Origin of the sequence: Hydrogenophilus thiooxidans (genome assembly GCF_019049855.1) — a bacterium.
GTDB lineage: Bacteria > Pseudomonadota > Gammaproteobacteria > Burkholderiales > Rhodocyclaceae > Hydrogenophilus > Hydrogenophilus thiooxidans.
In genome coordinates this window covers 111,533-127,271 of the sequence record NZ_JAHLSY010000002.1, presented here as the reverse complement: position 1 = coordinate 127,271, position 15,739 = coordinate 111,533, and the positions used below count along the sequence as shown (strand labels likewise).

Sequence of the window (15,739 nt, the reverse complement as noted above, 5' to 3'; positions counted from 1 at the left end):
CCGTATGAACGATAGTGTGGGCGCGCAGTGCGCACTTAGGGGCTAGCCGATGCGGTTTTGGTCGACGTCTACCAACACCACCGGACGATCGAAAATCGCCGCAACGGCTTGGGCGTAGCACTGGGCCCATTCGCCACCTTCGGCAAAGAGCGATTCGCCCGCGCAGTGCGCAAGCGCCAATGCGATATCGGCTGCAAGAATCTTGCCCATCTTGTTCGGCATGTCGCATTCGAGTGCGTCCATCTGGTGGGCAAGCCAGCTGCGCGCCGCATCGGGTTCCAACGTCGCAACGGCATTGTCGGTCAAATCGAAGGTGTATTCGCGGTCGACTGCGAAGCGGACGGTGACGGTAGTGCTCATGGTCAATCTCCCTCCAAATGTCATCCGCCGCATTGTAGACCACTTTTTGCCGTGTGTGCTCACCGGCTTTGCGTCCGGTTTGCCGCTTTATACTCTGCTGCAGCTCGTGCCCGCGTGGTTGCAGCAAGAGGGGGTCAGTTTGGCGACGATCGGTGCGCTTTCCCTGATTCAACTACCGTACACGTGGAAGTTTCTTTGGGCACCGGTGCTCGACCGCTGGGCGCTTTGGCCGCGATTGGGGCGTCGACGGGGGTGGATACTGGTCCTTTCGCTGGGCGTTGCCGCGGCGATCGCAGGCGTCGGTCAGGTCGATCCTGTGGCTTCGCTGCCGCTTGTGGTGACGCTGCTCGTTGCGATCGCTTGGGGAAGTGCAACACTCGACGTCGTGCTCGACGCCTACCGGCGGGAACTCCTATCTGATGCCGAGCTGGGTTTTGGCAACGCGGTGCACGTCAATGCGTATCGCGTGGCGGGACTCGTCCCGGGCTCGTTGGCGCTCATTTTGGCTGAAGATTGGCCGTGGCCTGCGGTGTTTGCGTTCACCGCGGCATTTCTGCTGCCGGGCGTGGTTTTGGCCCTTTGGCGGGTGCCCTTGGCGCATGGCGAGGAGGCAGCGCCCGCTTCGTTGCGTGCCGCTGTAGTCGAACCCTTTCGCGAGTTTTTTCGCCGTGAAGGACATGCGGCTGCGTTCCTGACGCTTGCGGTGGTCTTCGCGTACAAATTGGGTGACGCGTTGGCAACCGCGCTCGCCACGCCATTTTACCTCGCGATGGGATTTTCGCTCAGCGAAGTGGGGCTGATCGCGAAGCACGCCGCGCTCTGGCCGCTCATCGCAGGGAGCCTGGTGGGCGGGATTTGGATGATCCGTTTGGGGATCGTCCCTGCGTTGTGGTGGTTCGGCTGGGCACAAGCGGTGACGATTTTCGGCTATTGGGCACTGGCGTTGTTGGATGCCGGGCCAAGCGATGCGGTGCGGCTTGCGGCGTTGGCGGCGGTGATCGCAGCCGAATATTTCGCTGCCGGTTTGGGGACCACGGCGCTCGTTGCGTTCGTCGCGCAGCAGACCCACCCCGCGTATGCCGCGACGCAACTGGCGCTCCTCACCTCGCTTGCCGCCGCGCCGCGTAGCATCGTCAATGCCTTTTCCGGCATGCTCGTCGAGGCGCTGGGGTGGCCCCATTTTTTCGTGCTCTGCTTTCTCCTGGCGTTGCCGGGTATGGCGCTGGTGGGGTTGTTGTGGCGACGTGCTATAGTAAATGGCGATCGAAATACACCATGAGGATGAAGCGATGGTCCTGAAACCCCCGGCTTTCGACGAAGTGGCGCAAAAATTGCGTGAGCTTGCGGAGACGAGTCCGCTGCGCGATTTCGAAAAGAACGCAAAGCTCTTGATGGCGTCGCTCTTTGAGCGCATGGAGCTGGTTACGCGGGAAGAGTTCGAGGCGCTGCGCGAGAGTCTCCACCATTTGCGGCAAGAGACGGCGCGGCTGCATGAGCGGGTTGCGCAGCTCGAAGCCAAACTGGGCGATGTCGAGCGCGAAGGGAGTTGAGAAAGCGCCTGTTCTCAGTAGGTGCGGTGACGGTCTAACCGGGTCATCGCGCCACTCGTTCGGGGTGGGTATAGATCAGGTAGTGTTGCCCGGTGGCACGCCCAATCAGCGTCATACCCAGACGTTGGGCAACGTGGTATCCCATTGCCGATATCCCAGATCGTGAGACGACGATCGGGATGCCCATGAGCGCCGCTTTGAGCACCATCTCCGAGGTCAACCGGCCGGTGGTGTAGAAGACATGACCTGCCGCTGGAATGTCGTCGAGCCACATCCAACCGGCAATCGTGTCGACGGCATTGTGACGGCCGACATCTTCCACGTAATACCGAATCGCTACCTCTGTTCCGTTCACGGCAACGAGGGCGCAACCGTGGATCGCCCCTGCGATCTTGTAGAGCGTGGGGTGCAGACGCACTGCTTCAAGGAGCGCGCCGATGGTTTCGTGGTGAATCGGAGCGGTTTTCGGTAAGGACACGGCGTCAACCGCTTCCATGATCGACCCGAAAACGGTTCCCTGGCCGCAGCCGGTGGTGACGGTTCGTTGCTGCAGACGACCAGATTCGAGTGCGACAGACTCCGCAAGCCAGACCGCTGCCGCTTCGACCTCCCAGTCGACCTGGACCGACGTGATCTCGGAGAGCGAACCGACCAACCGTTGATTGCGTAAGTAGCCGATCACCAATGCCTCCGGAGCAGCGCCAAGCGTCATCAAGGTGACGAGCTCTCGTTTGTTCACGTACACGGTCAAGGGGCGCTCCGCGGCGATGGCGATTTCCCGTTGCGTACCCGATTCATCCCAGGCGGTGATCGTCTGGGTGAGGGGGATCTGGGCGTTGCTCAGAAGGGGTTTGGGTTTCCGCATCGTTGGTTCCTTGCGCAATCGACGGTCTTGCATTCTAACGTGCCTCAGATTACGATGGGTAATATGGAAGCGATCGAATTATCGGGTTACGTAGTGCTCGAATGGGTTTCCAGTCAGACACCGTGGAGTGACGGGAGCTGGCAGGTGACCGCGTTTCACGTTGCTATGCCAGAAGGTCTTTCATGGACGTCGCGCTCGGAAGTGGGGGGGCGAACGGTTGCGGTGCTCTATGACGATGCCAGGCGCAAATGTTTTGCGATGGGGCCGTTGCCACTGCGAATCTTTCCAGCGGAAGCCGAAGGGATCTATCTCAACGTCACGGCGCCGCAACCGATGCTCTTTGTGTTGCTGCGCTGCGACGAGGGCGAAAGCTGGCCGACGCCGCGCCATTTGACAGTGAGTCAAAACGAAGCCGCGCGCTGGATGGACGGTGGTGAATGGGTGGAATCGTGCCCATTGCCTTCACCGTTATGGGATCCGCTGCGGGGGTTTGCATTGGCGCACTATCGACCGGAGCGCAAGCGTAGGGTGAGGCGCAACGACCCACTGGGAATACTCAAGCGGTCGACAGACGAGGAGAAGGATGGCGACGAATGATCGATTGGCGGGGTTGGGCACAACGCAAACGCTTAACGCACGAAAGTGAAGCGGTCGCCCGCTGGCGTGCAACGCTTGCCGCGCTACCGCCGGACGGTGATTTGACGCCGTTCTTGGCATCGGAGGTGCCAGAAGCGGTTCGCCAGGAAGCATTGCAGCGCCTCTGGGCCACGGGGGCATTTGGCCAGCCGGACGGGCTTGACAGCGATTTCATCGATGTCACGAAAGATCCACTGCTGAGCGAAGACGAGGCCAGAGCGCTCGTCCAATGGCAAAACGTCACTTCTGGTCTGCATCGCGAAGAAGAGCAGAGCCACGATGGGGGGGATACGCGCTCTGCTTCACCAGACGACGAAGAAATGGCACCGCTCCCCGTGGAAACGGAAGCGCAGAAACTCAATGGTGACGAAGCGAAAGACCGATCACAGCCTATTGAAGAGACAGCTCGGTTCGTTTCTCCTTATCTTTTTGTGAACACAAAAGCTTCTTGATTCAAAATTTCAAAATTGAAGTTCAATTTTTCCTTGTCTATAGTACCAAGCAAACGATAATCATCGATCACAACGGAGAGACCACCCATGTGCACCGCATCCGTTGCCTTCCTCTCTCAGAGGCGTTCCAGTTGTCGCTATTTTTGTGCTTAGGGAGGGGAAGAGCGGAGAATGAGCAATTTGCCTCGCGAACGCGCTTTGGCGGCGATTGCGGCGCTTCCCTCGTTCGCACCGGTTCCCGCACTCGAATTTACAGTAGGCAATCGTCTGGCGATCATTGGGGATCCTGAAGTTGCGTTCGGTTGGGGGGAGCGCGTTCAGCAATCGTGTGCCCTCATTGTTCTGGCAACCACCCATCATCGCCTTGCCGCGTTGCGCGCGGCCCACCCCGACGCCTTGGTGCTTCCCGTGGATCGCGTGGCGATCGAAGGGCATGCAGGCGCCTACCGCGTTCTGTGGGAATGCGGTGATGAACAAGGTGAGATTGCCTGTGACTTGATTCTCGATCTGCAGGCAACGCCGCACTGGTCCGGTTTTGAATTGCCGGTGGGCTATTTTGCTCCAGGCAGCGATCCGCTCGATCAGGCTCTTGCAGCACTGGCACTCGTGCAGCTCATCGGGGAGTGGGAAAAGCCCCGTTACGTGCGCTTCTCCTCGGCGCTCTGTGCGCATGCACGGAATCGGATCGAGGGGTGTTCTCGTTGCCTTGCGGTCTGTGACACGCAAGCGATCCGACCGTCAGGGGATCATGTCGCCATTGACCCTTACTGGTGTCAAGGGTGCGGGGATTGTGTCGGGGTTTGTCCCACCGGTGCCGTGCGTTTTCAATACCCACGCCCAGCCGATTGGTCGGCCGCGCTCTCAGCCGCGCTCGACGCGTGGGCCGATGCGTCTCCGTGTACACTCCTTTGTTACGACGAACGATGGCGTGGCGCCTTGGCGCAATGGCAGGCCGAAGGTGGGGAGTTACCCGACCACTTTTTGCCCCTGCCGATTTGGCGAACCACGATTTTCAACGAAGAGTGGTTGCTCTATGCCCTTTTGCGCGGCGTTGCGCGGGTTGTGCTGGTGAGCGCTACCGAGAGGGAAAAACCGGCACTTTTATGTGCCGCCGCGATGGTGCAAACAGTGTTCGAGGCGCTCGGTGATCCGGCTGCAGCGGAGCGGGTAGCGATCGTTGGCGAAACCACACCGGAAGCGCTCGCGAAGCGTTTTGCGGCACCCCTCACTCCCTATGTCTTGCCGGGGCGGTTCCGTTTTCGCTTGCAAACGGAAAAAAGCGATTCGATGCGTCTGATTCGCGATGCGCTTGCCGAGCTTGCAGCCGAGCGTCAGGTCGATGGGCCCGTGCCATTACCGTCAGGCGCTCCATGGGGCGCTGTGGCCGTTTCGGATCGGTGCACGCTCTGTTTCGCCTGTACTGGGGTTTGTCCCACACAAGCGTTGCAGGCGGGGGGGGATACCCCAAGGCTTCAATTCACGGAGGCGCGTTGTGTGCAATGCGGGCTGTGCGCCAACACCTGTCCGGAGCAGGCAATCGAACTGACTCCGCGCTGGAATCCCACCCAGGAAGCGAACCAAGCGGTGATCCTGCAGCAGTCGGAGCCAGCCTATTGTGCCGAGTGTGGCGCGGTTCTAGGTCCTCGATCGGTGCTCGACAAAATGGTGGCCACGCTCCAATCGCATCCCCTTTTCGGCCAATCGGATCGTCAGCTTCTTTTGCGGCTCTGTGCCGATTGCCGCGTCAAAGCCCAGTTCCGCGAAACCGACCCCGTTCGCATTTGGGAGCTTTGAGATGACGGCAAAGGACGCTTTCGTCGTCGATGAAGTCGTGCAGGCGCGGGTCGAACACTATGCGATGTTCAGCGCTTTGCTGGCTGAACCACCCAGCCCTGAGTTGATGGAAGCAGCAAAACGGTTGGCCGCTCATTACGGGGGGAGTGGTGACGAAACGACACGCCTCGTGACGGCTTGGCGCCAGTTCGCGCAAGCCTTGGAGACCCAACCGCCGGCAGTCTGGGCAGAGGAATACGAACGGCTATTCTACGGTGTTTCTCGCCCCGAAGTGATCCCGTACGGTTCGTTTTATCTGACGGGGTTCATGATGGAAGAGCCGCTTGCAGAACTCCGCTCCTGGTGGGCTGAAAAAGGGTTGCGCCGACGTGCGGAAATCAGTGAGCCCGAGGATCACATCGCGGCGGTGCTCGAAGTGATGACCCACTTGATCGCGCAGCGGGACGAAACGGCACAACGTGACTTTTTCGTTCGGTTCGTCTGGCCATGGGCGGGGCGATTTGCTACTGCCCTTGCCGAAGCCCCCAATGCTGGCGGGTACCGTGCACTCGCAGAGCTGCTCGATGCCTTTTTGACGTTGGAAGCTTTTTACTGGGAACTGGACGTGTGAGGAAGAAAAGGAGTTACCCATGGGCACGATGAAAACCAACCGCGAAACACACCCATTGATCGACGCGGATCGCCGCCGCTTTTTCCGAGCACTCGGTGCGTCGGCGATTGGCGGTGGAACGTTCGTCGCAGCGCTATCTGCCGAAGCCGCACAAGTGGGCAATGAAGCGTTGCCCCCTGCCGCGCGCAAAGCGTCGCTTTCGGAGCATCAGAAAAAATATTTTCGAACCGCACGCATGTGATGGGACGGGATCAGGCGCACAGCGAGAGTGAACAAGGAGAACTAGGATGTTGACCAAGAAAAGGGTAAGCAATGCCACGGTTGGGTCTGCGCGCAGCCTCGCCACGCCGATGGTGTCGCGGCGCGAGTTCTTGAAACGAGCGGGATTGGCCTCAGCTGCTGGTGTGACTTTTCTCGGTGCCCGGTCTGGTCGGTGGGTTGCGCCAGCCGAAGCGCAGACCACCCAGGCAGTCAACCCGGCAAGCGGGGAAGTGGTACGGCGCTCCGTTTGTACCCACTGCTCCGTGGGGTGCGCGATCGATGCGGTGGTGAAAAATGGCGTCTGGATCCGTCAAGAGCCGGTCTTCGATTCGCCGATCAACCTCGGCGCCCACTGTGCCAAAGGGGCCAGTGTTCGCGAGCATGGCCACGGCGAACATCGCTTGAAATATCCGATGAAGCTCGTGGACGGTAAATGGAAGCGGATCAGCTGGCAAGAAGCGCTCGACGAAGTCAGCGCCCGCCTTTTGAAGCTGCGCGAGCAGTTTGGTCCCGACAGCGTCTATTGGGTTGGGTCGTCCAAGCACAACAACGAACAAGCGTACCTGTTGCGCAAATTCGTTTCGATGTGGGGCACCAACAACTGTGACCATCAGGCGCGGATTTGCCATTCGACCACGGTAGCTGGGGTTGCGAACACCTGGGGCTACGGGGCGATGACCAACTCCTACAACGACATGCAATTCTCGAAGGCGATCCTCTTTATCGGCTCCAATGCTGCGGAAGCACATCCGGTCTCGTTGTTGCACGTACTCCATGCGAAAGAGAATGGCGCAAAGATCATCGTCGTCGATCCGCGCTTTACCCGGACCGCCGCCAAAGCCGATTACTACGTCCGGATCCGCTCGGGAAGCGACATCCCGTTGATCTATGGGGTTTTGCGCCATATTTTTGCGAACGGCTGGGAAGACAAAAAGTTCATCGCCGAACGCGTCTATGGCATGGACGAAGTGCTCAAGGAGGTCGAATATTGGACCCCTGAGCGGGTCGAAGAGGTCACCGGGGTTTCCGATGACCAAGTCCATATGATCGCAAAAGTGATGGCGGAAAACCGCCCCTCAACGGTCGTCTGGTGCATGGGGCAGACGCAGCATACGACGGGAAACGCGATCGTGCGCACGATGTGCATCCTCCAGCTGGCGCTGGGCAATGTCGGGGTATCAGGCGGCGGCACCAACATTTTCCGCGGCCACGACAACGTCCAGGGGGCAACCGACGTGGGGCCGAATCCCGATTCGCTGCCAGGGTACTACGGCATCGCGGAAGGGTCGTGGAAGCATTGGTGCCGTGTTTGGGGCGTCGACTACGAGTGGATGAAAGGGCGATTCGCTTCCAAAGAGCTGATGGAGCGGCCGGGAATCACCGTCTCGCGCTGGATTGACGGCGTTATGGAAGATCCGGCCAAGATGGACCAGCCCACCAACCTCAAAGCGGTCGTCTTTTGGGGGCATGCGCCCAACAGTCAATCGCGCGGCAAAGAGATGATCGAAGCGATGAAGCGGCTCGATACCTTGGTCGTGATCGACCCCTACCCTTCGGCTACCGCAGCGATGGCAGCGATGGTGCGTAAAGAGGGCGTCTATCTCCTACCGGCCGCGACGCAATTCGAGACCGAAGGCTCCTGCACCGCGTCGAACCGTTCCGTGCAGTGGCGGGAAAAGGTGATCGAACCGCTCTTCGAATCCCAGCCTGACCACGTGATCATGTACGCGTTCGCAAAAAAATTTGGCTTTGCGAACGAACTGTGCAAAAACATCAAGGTGACGCAAAACGCCCGCGGGTGGGACGAGCCCAACGTCGAGGACATCCTGCGCGAGATCAACCGCGGCACCTGGACGATCGGCTATTCGGGCATCTCGCCGGAACGGATCAAGCTGCACATGAAGTACATGCACACCTTCGACGTCAAGACGTTGCGTGCCAACGGGGGGCCGTGCGACGGCGAATATTTCGGTCTGCCCTGGCCGTGCTGGGGAACGCCCGAAATGAAACACCCCGGTACTCCGAACCTTTACGATACGTCGAAGCCGGTGATGGAAGGCGGCGGCTGTTTCCGGGCCAACTTTGGGGTTGAGCGCAACGGGGTTTCGCTGCTGGCTGCCCAGGGTTCCCATCCCAAGGGGGCGAGCATCCAAGGCGGGCACCCTGAGTTCGACGACAAACTCCTCAAGCAGCTCGGTTGGTGGGACGAATTGACCGACGCGGAGAAACAGGCGGCTGAAGGCAAGAACTGGAAGACCGATCTCTCCGGCGGGATCATCCGGGTAGTGATGAAGAACCATGGATGCCTTCCCTTTGGCAACGCCCGGGCACGCGCCGTGGTCTGGAATTTCCCCGATCCGGTGCCCAAACATCGCGAGCCGATCTATTCGCCGCGTCCCGATCTGGTCGACAAATATCCGACCCATGAGGATAAGAAATTCTGGCGGTTGCCAACGCTCTTCAAGACCTTGCAACAGCAGGTGAAGGAGATCAGCAAAGAGTATCCAATCATCATGACCTCGGGGCGGATGGTCGAGTACGAAGGTGGGGGCGAAGAGACCCGCTCCAACCCGTGGCTTGCTGAATTGCAGCAGGAGATGTATGTCGAGGTGAACCCGCGCGACGCCAACAACGCCAACGTGCGACACGGCGAATGGGTGTGGGTGGAAACCCCGACGGGTGCGCGGATCAAAGTCAAGGCACGAGTGACCCACCGCGTTCCTCCTGGCACGGTCTTCCTGCCGTTCCACTTCTCCGGCCATTGGATGGGGCAGGACATGTTGCCGTTCTACCCCGAAGGGGCCCATCCAATCGTTCGCGGCGAAGCGGTCAATACCGCGACCACTTACGGCTATGACGTCGTGACGATGATGCAGGAAACGAAAACGACGCTTTGCCGCCTCAAAAAGGCATAACGAAGGAGTTCAACGATGGCGCGAATGAAATTCGTCTGCGACGCCGAACGGTGCATCAACTGCAATGGGTGCGTTACGGCATGTAAAAACGAACATGAGGTGCCGTGGGGAATCCAACGGCGTCGCGTGGTGACGCTCAACGAAGGCCAGCCGGGCGAGAAATCGATCTCGGTGGCGTGCATGCACTGTTCGGATGCCCCTTGTATGGCGGTCTGCCCCACCAATTGCTTTTACCGAACCGAAGAGGGGTTGGTATTGCATGACAAAGACAAATGCATCGGGTGTGGCTACTGCTTCTACGCCTGTCCCTTCGGTGCGCCGCAATTCCCCAATGGAGCGAGCGCTTTTGCTGCGCGCGGCAAGATGGACAAATGCACGTTCTGCGCCGGCGGGCCTGGCGAGAACGGTTCCGAGGAGGAGTTGAAAAAGTATGGTCGCAACCGTCTGGCGGAAGGCAAATTGCCGCTTTGCGCGGAAATGTGCTCGACCAAAGCATTGATCGCGGGAGATGCCGAAGTGCTCTCCGACATCATGCGGGAGCGGGTGTTGCGCCGCGGTTATGGCGCTGAACTGTGGGGGTGGCGGGTTGCGTATGGCGACGGAAAACAAGCACAGCGCGGACAGCGCGTCCATGCGCCTGAAAAGCCGTGAAGAAAGGAGAAGGTCATGTGCAATCGAAAGATCGTCGCTCTGTTTTGCGGGCTGACTGGGTTGCTGCTTACCGCTTGTACTGAAAAACCGCAAACCTACACCCCCGGGGTGAGCACCGCGGCAAGCGATCCGCCACCCTACGCGACCCCGCCCTTTGCGGGGAACCGTTCGGCTTGGGAAGCGGCAGTAAGCACCCGGATGAAGGGGCAGAACGAATACGTTCGCGTCCAGTGAAGGAGGACGTACGATGAGCCGGTTGATTGCGTGCTGGATGCGGAGGGTGGGGCGTTGCACCGCGGCCCTTCTCGTGCCGCTCCTCATGGTGACTGCTGCGTATGGAGCAGAGGTTGGGAGCTACCGCGGCGGACGGATCGATCCGCAAGCGCCAGCGGTAATGGTTGTTCCGCAAGGCCACAACGCGGCTGCCTTTTATGACGGCGTTCGGCGTTCGCTCTATGCGCCGGGGGTGACTTCGATTCAGACGCCGGAAGCAAACGTCCTCATCCAGTCCGAGGGAAACACCTGGCGGCAGATCCGTAATGGCCCGATTACCGTGTGGGGCGGATGGTTGATTCTCGCCGTGATGGTGGCGATCACCCTTTTCTATTTGGTAAAGGGGACGATCAAGCTCCATGAGCCTACGACGGGAAGGAAGCTGCTTCGCTTTACGGTCTACGAGCGCTTGGTTCATTGGGTCGTGGCGATCAGCTTTGTGCTGCTTGCACTCACCGGATTGAGCCTACTCTTTGGTAAGCATCTCATCGAGCCGATCTTCGGTACTTCGGTCAATGCCGCGCTTTTGTGGGTAGCCAAGAATGTCCATAACTATACAGGCCCTCTCTTTGGGTTCTTTTTGGTGTTGATGATCGTGCGCTGGGCAAAAGACAATCTTTTCACCAGCGTCGATTGGCTTTGGGCGAAGAAGTTCGGCGGCTTACTCTCCGGTGAAGAGATCCCGTCTGGACGCTTCAATTTTGGTGAGAAATTTTGGTTCTGGGTGGGCGTGACCGTGCTGGGGCTTACGATCACGGTGACCGGCCTGATCCTCGATTTCCCGCTCTTTGGTCAGACCCGCCAAGATATGCAACTGGCGCATATCTTCCATGCCTCGGCAGCGCTTTTCATGATCGCGATGGCGTTTGGCCACATCTATATCGGAACGATCGGGTCGGAAGGGTCGCTTGAGGGGATGAAGACCGGCTACGTGGACGAAGCGTGGGCCAAACAACACCACGCGGTCTGGTATCAAGAGATCACGGGACGGCGGCAATGAGAGCGACCGAGTGGATGGCTGCCGCTGGGGTTTTTGCATCGGAGGAAAAACCAGACGGCGGTCACCACACCGTTCCCCTAGTGCGTGCGCCAAACGGGGCGCCTGTGATCGGCTTTGCGGGATGGTCGGGTAGCGGTAAAACGACATTGGTCACTCAGGTGGTTGCGGCACTGACAGCAAAAGGGTGGAACGTCGCTGTCGTGAAACACGCCCATCACATGAGCGATATCGATCATCCCGGAAAAGATTCCTGGCGCCATCGCCATGCGGGCGCGCGGCAGGTCGTGGTTGCATCGCCGCGCCGCTGGGCGGTGATTTATGAAAATCAAAATCAGACCGAAGCGCCGATGCTGTCCGAATTGTTGGCTGCTTTGCGCCCTTGTGATCTCGTACTGGTCGAAGGCTATAAACGAGCGGCGATTCCGAAAGTAGAAGTCTGGCGCGGTGAGACCTTTGGCCCTGCCCTCTGGCCAGAAGACACTTGGGTTTTCGCTGTGGCCACGACACCCGATCTGCGCGCAAAACTATCCTGCAATCGATTGATGCTACCATTGGAAAACCCTGATGCGATAGCCATGGCTGTAGTCGATCTCATCAGGCGTAGCACCGTTACGGTGAAAATGAAAGCGCCTTTCACGCGTTGAATCGATCCCGAAGGAGAGAACCCATGAACAAAAGAACCTTTGTGCAGGCGTTGCTTGCTACCGTCGCGCTGGGTGCGTTGGCCCCAACAGCACGCGCCGACGAACCGGTGAAAGCGGTATACCATTTCACCCAAGGGGTGGAAGAGGCCGCGCGTGGGCTCAACAACATCAGTAACCACCTCGACGCCGATCCCTCGGCCAAGATCGTCGTCGTCGCAAACGGTAAAGCGGGGGTCCAATTCCTTTTGGAGGATGCGGTCGACCCAAACGGGAAACCGTTCGCGGAGCGGATCGGCGCGTTGGCAAGCCGTGGCGTTGAGTTTCGCGTCTGCAACAACACGCTGACGGCATTCAAAATCCCCAAAGAGAAGGTCGCGATGGAAGCGAAGATCGTTCCCAGTGGCGTTGCCGAAGTGGCGCGGTTACAGGCAAAAGAGGGGTACGCCTACATTCGGCCGTGATCGGGTATGATTCCGCTCATGGCGGAATACCCCGAAACCGAACCCCCCGTGGTCCTGGGTGTCAATGTGCTCGGCAAGCCATTGGCGCCCTGTTCGTTTGCGCCGCTCACCGGTTTTACGCGCAACGGCCACTGCTGTGCGCACCCCGAAGATCCCGGGGCGCACACCATCTGTGTGCGCGTCACCGACGCGTTTCTCCAATTTTCTTTACAGCGGGGTAACGACCTCATCACCCCGCGCCCCGAATGGCGTTTTCCGGGTCTCAAAGCAGGCGACCGCTGGTGTGTCTGTCTTTGGCGCTGGATCGAGGCGCTCGAGGCTGGGGTCGCGCCGCCGGTGGTGCTCGAAGCAACCGACCAATCGGTGCTCGACTCTGTGCCGTACGATCTGCTCGTAGCCCACGCGTGGCCCGGTTGAGGGGTGGGTGTCGCGGTCCGTTTCGGGTTTTTCATGACACTGGAAGGAGGGAAAGATGGGCATTCAGACACGCGCGATCGAATACGTGGTCGATGGCAAAACGTTCGAAGGGATCCTGGCGTGGGATGATCGCGCGCACGGCAAGCGCCCGGCGGTTGCGGTGGCGCACGCGTGGGCAGGCCGCAGCGCGTTCGAAATCGACAAGGCCAAGCGCCTTGCCGAATTGGGGTACGTCGGGTTTGCGATGGACGTTTATGGCAAAGGGGTGTTGGGGCGATCGCGCGAGGAGAATGCAGCGCTGATGACCCCCCTGGTGCAGGATCGCGCGCTGCTGCAAAAACGGTTGCAAGCGGCGATTCATGCGTTGGCGGTGCAGCCCGAAGTCGATCCGGAGAAAATCGCAGCGATCGGCTTCTGTTTCGGTGGGCTTTCGGTGCTCGATCTTGCGCGGGTCGGTGCGCCGGTCAAAGGGGTGGTGAGTTTTCATGGACTCTTTACCCCGCCCGGGAATACCGCGGGCAACAAAATTTCGGCAAAGGTACTCGCGTTGCACGGCTGGGACGATCCGATGGTAAAACCGGAGGCCGTTCTCGCTTTTGCCAAAGAGATGACCGACGCGGGGGCCGACTGGCAGCTCCACGCCTACGGCCACACGATGCATGCCTTTACCAATCCGGAGGCAAACGACCCAGGTTTTGGCACAGTCTATGACGCCAAAGCCGATGCCCGGTCGTGGCAAGCGATGCAGAACTTTTTGGCGGAGCTTTTTGCGTGACGCCTGAGGAACCATCGCTCGTTGCGCTCACCCACTGTTTTCGGAACATGACGCTGCCGTGGTCGGATGCGGCAGCGATTGCCGCCCACGCACCGACGATCACCCATGTCTATGCGCCGCTCACCTATGCGTGGGCGCCGCACGAAGCGTACCTAAGTCGCTATGGCAGCGGTCGGAAACGGGTGCTCTTCGTCGGCATGAATCCGGGACCGTTCGGGATGGTCCAGACCGGGATTCCGTTTGGGGACGTTCCGAGTGTTCGCGACTGGTTGGGTATCGTCGCGCCGGTGGATGCGCCGCCCAACCAAGATCCGAAAAAACCGGTGCTCGGGTTTGCCTGTCCGCGTCGCGAAGTTTCTGGGCAGCGCCTTTGGGGGTTGTTCGCCGAACGGTTCGGCACGCCGCAGCGCTTTTTCGCCGACCATTTCGTCCTCAACTACTGTCCGTTGGCGTTCTTGGCGAACGGGCGCAACGTCACACCGGACAGACTGCCCGCTGCGGTGCGGGAGCCGCTCTTGACGCAGTGTGACGCCTATCTGCGCGCGGTGGTCTCGTTGTTGCAACCCGAATGGGTGGTTGGGATTGGGCAATGGGCGGCGAAACGGGCGGCACAGGCGCTTGTGCGCACCGAGGGGGGTGAAACGGCCGCCTTGCCGACAGGAAGCGGTGAACAACCCGATCCGCTGGCGCAGGCGATGCCTATGCCCAAGGTCGTCACGATGCTGCATCCCAGCCCGGCCAGCTCGGCGGCGAACCGGGGTTGGGCGGCGCAGGCCATCGCGCAACTCGAAGCGGCAGGGATCTGGTGACCATGGCGAACGGTTCTGTGACCGATCCCGACGCGTGTCGCAGCGGGCCTTTGACGGGATTGGTCGTGCTCGACCTCTCCCGTATTCTGGCCGGACCGTGGGCGACCCAACTGTTGGCCGACCTGGGGGCGGAGGTGATCAAGGTCGAGCGTCCTGGGCGTGGTGACGATACCCGCCACTGGGGGCCGCCGTGGTTGCGCGATCGGGAGGGTCGAGCAACAGGGGAATCGGCCTATTACCTCTGCGCAAACCGCAACAAGCGCTCAGTGACGGTCGATTTTACGCAGCCCGAAGGGCAAGCGGTGCTTCATCGGCTGGCACAACGCGCGGACGTGGTGGTCGAGAATTTCAAGGTAGGCGGGCTTGCGCCGTATCGCCTCGACTACCCGACACTGGCCGCGTGCAATCCGCGCCTCATCTACTGTTCGATCACCGGCTTTGGTCAAACCGGGCCGTATGCGGGCCGCGCTGGGTACGATTTTCTCATCCAGGGGCTCGGTGGGTTGATGAGCCTCACCGGTCGCCCCGATTCCGAGCCTGGCGGCGGCCCGATGAAGGTTGGCGTTGCGCTGACCGATATTCTCACCGGGTTGTACGCAACGGTCGCGATTCTTGCGGCGCTTGCCGCGCGTGCGCAGACGGGACGGGGTCAGCATATCGACCTCGCGCTCTTGGATGTTCAGGTGGCGTGTCTGGCGAATCAGGCGCTCAATTATCTCGTTTCCGGTAGCGTACCGCAGCGGCTGGGCAACGCCCATCCGAATATTGTCCCGTACCAGGATTTTCCGAGCGCCGACGGCCACATGATCCTCGCGGTGGGGAACGACGCGCAATTTGCGCGGCTTGCCGAGCAACTGGGGCACCCCGAGTGGGCAACGGAACCCCGTTTTGCCACCAACGCGGCGCGGGTTGCCCATCGTGACCTCTTGATTCCGCTCATCGCGCAGGAGACGCGCAGACGACCAACCGCGTACTGGATCCGGGCGTTGGAAGCGGTCGGCGTGCCTTGTGGGCCGATCAACGATCTTGCTGCGGTCTTTTCCGATTCCCAAGTGGTTCATCGTGAAATGAAGCGCATGTTGCCCCATCCGCTTGCGGGTGAAGTTCCACAGGTGGCCAATCCCATTCGCTTTTCCGAAACCCCTGTTACTTATCGGAACGCGCCGCCGCTTCTTGGCGCCGACACCGATGACGTGCTCCGTTCGCTGGGGTATGACGCGTCTGAAATCGCCGCGTTGCGCCAAAAAGGGGTGATTTGAGTTATCC

19 protein-coding genes are annotated in these 15,739 nt (G+C 60.0%); 17 read left to right on the top strand and 2 right to left on the bottom strand.

Features of this window, described 5'->3' with window-relative positions; translation table 11 throughout:
- Window positions 1-42: 42 nt before the first annotated feature.
- Window positions 43-360, bottom strand: coding sequence for a hypothetical protein (locus tag KUL93_RS01560; RefSeq protein ID WP_217125371.1), 318 nt, complete (start codon window positions 358-360; stop codon window positions 43-45).
- On the opposite strand from KUL93_RS01560, the gene KUL93_RS01555 reads away from it, so the two are divergent.
- Together KUL93_RS01555 and KUL93_RS01550 are read left to right on the top strand one after the other, a co-directional pair.
- Entirely contained in the window at window positions 359-1,639 is a 1,281-nt protein-coding gene (locus KUL93_RS01555) for an AmpG family muropeptide MFS transporter (protein ID WP_217125370.1), read from the top strand. The genes KUL93_RS01560 and KUL93_RS01555 overlap by 2 nt on opposite strands.
- A gap of 10 nt (window positions 1,640-1,649) precedes the next feature.
- On the top strand, window positions 1,650-1,910 hold the full coding sequence (locus KUL93_RS01550; protein WP_217125369.1) for an accessory factor UbiK family protein: 261 nt from the start codon (window positions 1,650-1,652) through the stop codon (window positions 1,908-1,910).
- A gap of 43 nt (window positions 1,911-1,953) precedes the next feature.
- Here KUL93_RS01550 and KUL93_RS01545 read toward each other — a convergent pair whose 3' ends face one another.
- Window positions 1,954-2,775 (bottom strand): formate dehydrogenase accessory sulfurtransferase FdhD, encoded by an 822-nt coding sequence (locus tag KUL93_RS01545; RefSeq protein ID WP_217125368.1) that lies wholly within the window; start codon window positions 2,773-2,775, stop codon window positions 1,954-1,956.
- Between the two features lie 63 nt (window positions 2,776-2,838).
- Here KUL93_RS01545 and KUL93_RS01540 point away from each other — a divergent pair, with 63 nt between their 5' ends.
- The 15 genes from KUL93_RS01540 (at window position 2,839) to KUL93_RS01470 (ending at window position 15,732) form a co-directional block, all read left to right on the top strand.
- Window positions 2,839-3,372: a DUF3305 domain-containing protein gene (locus KUL93_RS01540; protein WP_217125367.1), complete on the top strand. Its 534-nt coding sequence runs from the start codon at window positions 2,839-2,841 to the stop codon at window positions 3,370-3,372.
- Window positions 3,369-3,863, top strand: a complete 495-nt coding sequence (locus KUL93_RS01535) for a DUF3306 domain-containing protein (RefSeq protein WP_217125366.1) — start codon at window positions 3,369-3,371, stop codon at window positions 3,861-3,863. Before KUL93_RS01540 ends, KUL93_RS01535 begins: the two co-directional genes overlap by 4 nt.
- A gap of 171 nt (window positions 3,864-4,034) precedes the next feature.
- Window positions 4,035-5,657, top strand: a complete 1,623-nt coding sequence (locus KUL93_RS01530; protein ID WP_217125365.1) for a 4Fe-4S dicluster domain-containing protein — start codon at window positions 4,035-4,037, stop codon at window positions 5,655-5,657.
- Between the two features lies 1 nt (window position 5,658).
- A complete protein-coding gene (locus KUL93_RS01525; protein WP_217125364.1) occupies window positions 5,659-6,267 on the top strand; it encodes a TorD/DmsD family molecular chaperone in 609 nt (202 codons plus the stop codon).
- Between the two features lie 19 nt (window positions 6,268-6,286).
- Window positions 6,287-6,508 (top strand): hypothetical protein, encoded by a 222-nt coding sequence (locus KUL93_RS01520; protein WP_217125363.1) that lies wholly within the window; start codon window positions 6,287-6,289, stop codon window positions 6,506-6,508.
- Between the two features lie 46 nt (window positions 6,509-6,554).
- On the top strand, window positions 6,555-9,443 hold the full coding sequence (locus KUL93_RS01515; RefSeq protein WP_217125362.1) for a formate dehydrogenase subunit alpha: 2,889 nt from the start codon (window positions 6,555-6,557) through the stop codon (window positions 9,441-9,443).
- Between the two features lie 15 nt (window positions 9,444-9,458).
- Window positions 9,459-10,094 (top strand): formate dehydrogenase FDH3 subunit beta, encoded by a 636-nt coding sequence (gene fdh3B / locus KUL93_RS01510; RefSeq protein WP_217125361.1) that lies wholly within the window; start codon window positions 9,459-9,461, stop codon window positions 10,092-10,094.
- A gap of 15 nt (window positions 10,095-10,109) precedes the next feature.
- Window positions 10,110-10,328 carry a hypothetical protein gene (locus KUL93_RS01505; protein ID WP_217125360.1) on the top strand — a complete coding sequence of 73 codons (219 nt, stop codon included), beginning with the start codon at window positions 10,110-10,112 and terminating at the stop codon, window positions 10,326-10,328.
- 13 nt (window positions 10,329-10,341) lie between these two features.
- On the top strand, window positions 10,342-11,367 hold the full coding sequence (locus KUL93_RS01500) for a formate dehydrogenase subunit gamma (RefSeq protein ID WP_217125359.1): 1,026 nt from the start codon (window positions 10,342-10,344) through the stop codon (window positions 11,365-11,367).
- 14 nt (window positions 11,368-11,381) lie between these two features.
- A complete protein-coding gene (mobB, locus tag KUL93_RS01495; protein ID WP_217125358.1) occupies window positions 11,382-12,011 on the top strand; it encodes a molybdopterin-guanine dinucleotide biosynthesis protein B in 630 nt (209 codons plus the stop codon).
- 23 nt (window positions 12,012-12,034) lie between these two features.
- Window positions 12,035-12,472, top strand: coding sequence for a DsrE family protein (locus KUL93_RS01490; RefSeq protein ID WP_217125357.1), 438 nt, complete (start codon window positions 12,035-12,037; stop codon window positions 12,470-12,472).
- 6 nt (window positions 12,473-12,478) lie between these two features.
- Window positions 12,479-12,889 carry a DUF2237 family protein gene (locus tag KUL93_RS01485; protein WP_217125356.1) on the top strand — a complete coding sequence of 137 codons (411 nt, stop codon included), beginning with the start codon at window positions 12,479-12,481 and terminating at the stop codon, window positions 12,887-12,889.
- Window positions 12,890-12,944: 55 nt separating this feature from the next.
- Window positions 12,945-13,664: a dienelactone hydrolase family protein gene (locus KUL93_RS01480; RefSeq protein ID WP_217125355.1), complete on the top strand. Its 720-nt coding sequence runs from the start codon at window positions 12,945-12,947 to the stop codon at window positions 13,662-13,664.
- Between the two features lie 47 nt (window positions 13,665-13,711).
- Complete coding sequence (locus tag KUL93_RS01475; RefSeq protein WP_346731612.1) at window positions 13,712-14,473, top strand: uracil-DNA glycosylase family protein; 762 nt, start codon at window positions 13,712-13,714, stop codon at window positions 14,471-14,473.
- A gap of 2 nt (window positions 14,474-14,475) precedes the next feature.
- Window positions 14,476-15,732, top strand: a complete 1,257-nt coding sequence (locus KUL93_RS01470) for a CaiB/BaiF CoA transferase family protein (protein WP_217125353.1) — start codon at window positions 14,476-14,478, stop codon at window positions 15,730-15,732.
- Window positions 15,733-15,739: the final 7 nt, after the last annotated feature.